Consider the following 1,627-nt stretch of genomic DNA (forward strand, 5'->3'; position numbering starts at 1 on the left):
CCGTGACGTTGAAATCCGCGCCGCCCGTGGCAACAAGCTGACCGCCAAGAGCTGGCTGACCGAAGCGCCGTTGCGGATGCTGATGAACAACCTCGACCCGCAAGTGGCCGAGAACCCCAAGGAACTGGTGGTCTATGGCGGTATCGGCCGGGCCGCGCGCAACTGGGAATGCTACGACAAGATCGTCGAGAGCCTGACCAACCTGAATGACGACGAGACCCTGCTGGTGCAATCCGGCAAGCCGGTCGGCGTGTTCAAGACCCACAGCAACGCCCCGCGCGTGCTGATCGCCAACTCCAACCTGGTGCCGCACTGGGCCACCTGGGAACACTTCAACGAACTGGATGCCAAGGGCCTGGCCATGTACGGCCAGATGACCGCCGGCAGCTGGATATACATCGGCAGCCAGGGCATCGTCCAGGGCACTTACGAAACCTTCGTCGAAGCCGGTCGCCAGCACTACGACAACAATCTGAAAGGGCGTTGGGTCCTGACCGCCGGTCTCGGCGGCATGGGCGGCGCACAACCGCTGGCCGCGACCCTGGCCGGCGCCTGCTCGCTGAACATCGAATGCCAGCAGGTCAGCATCGACTTCCGCCTGAGCAGCCGTTATGTCGATGAGCAAGCCCGCGACCTCGACGACGCCCTGGCGCGTATCGCCAAATACACCCAGGCGGGCCAGGCGATTTCCATTGCCCTGCTCGGCAACGCCGCCGAAATCCTTCCGGAACTGGTCAAGCGCGGCGTGCGCCCGGACATGGTCACCGACCAGACCAGCGCCCACGATCCGCTCAATGGCTACCTGCCGACCGGCTGGACCTGGGAAGAGTACCGCGCGCGCGCCAAGACCGAGCCGGCTGTCGTCGTCAAAGCCGCCAAGGCCTCGATGGCCGTGCACGTCAAAGCGATGCTCGACTTCCAGAAACAAGGCATCCCGACCTTCGACTACGGCAACAACATCCGCCAGATGGCCCAGGAAGAGGGCGTGGAAAACGCCTTCGACTTCCCGGGGTTTGTCCCGGCGTATATCCGTCCGCTGTTCTGCCGTGGCATCGGCCCGTTCCGTTGGGCGGCGCTGTCGGGCGATCCGCAGGACATCTACAAGACCGATGCCAAGGTCAAGGAACTGATCCCGGACGACGCGCACCTGCACAACTGGCTGGACATGGCCCGCGAGCGCATCAGCTTCCAGGGCCTGCCGGCACGGATCTGCTGGGTTGGCCTGGGCCAGCGCGCCAAGCTCGGCCTGGCGTTCAACGAAATGGTCCGCAGCGGCGAGCTGTCGGCGCCGATCGTGATCGGTCGCGACCACCTGGACTCCGGTTCCGTGGCCAGCCCGAACCGTGAAACCGAATCGATGCAGGACGGTTCCGACGCCGTGTCCGACTGGCCACTGCTCAACGCCCTGCTCAACACCGCCAGCGGCGCGACCTGGGTCTCGCTGCACCACGGCGGCGGCGTCGGCATGGGTTTCTCCCAGCACTCGGGAATGGTGATCGTCTGCGACGGTACCGATGAAGCGGCCGAACGTATCGCCCGCGTCCTGCACAACGACCCGGCCACAGGGGTCATGCGCCACGCCGATGCCGGTTACCAGATCGCCATCGACTGCGCGAAAGAACAAGGC

At 65.1% G+C, this 1,627-nt stretch carries 1 protein-coding gene; it reads left to right on the top strand.

Annotation, left to right across the window (positions count from 1 at the left end; translation table 11 throughout):
- The coding region (hutU, locus tag M5B96_RS32275; protein ID WP_248801195.1) for a urocanate hydratase at window positions 1-1,627 on the top strand (1,627 nt) is incomplete at both ends.

Source organism: Pseudomonas sp. MWU13-2105 (assembly GCF_023242315.1).
In the GTDB taxonomy this organism is placed as follows: Bacteria; Pseudomonadota; Gammaproteobacteria; order Pseudomonadales; family Pseudomonadaceae; genus Aquipseudomonas.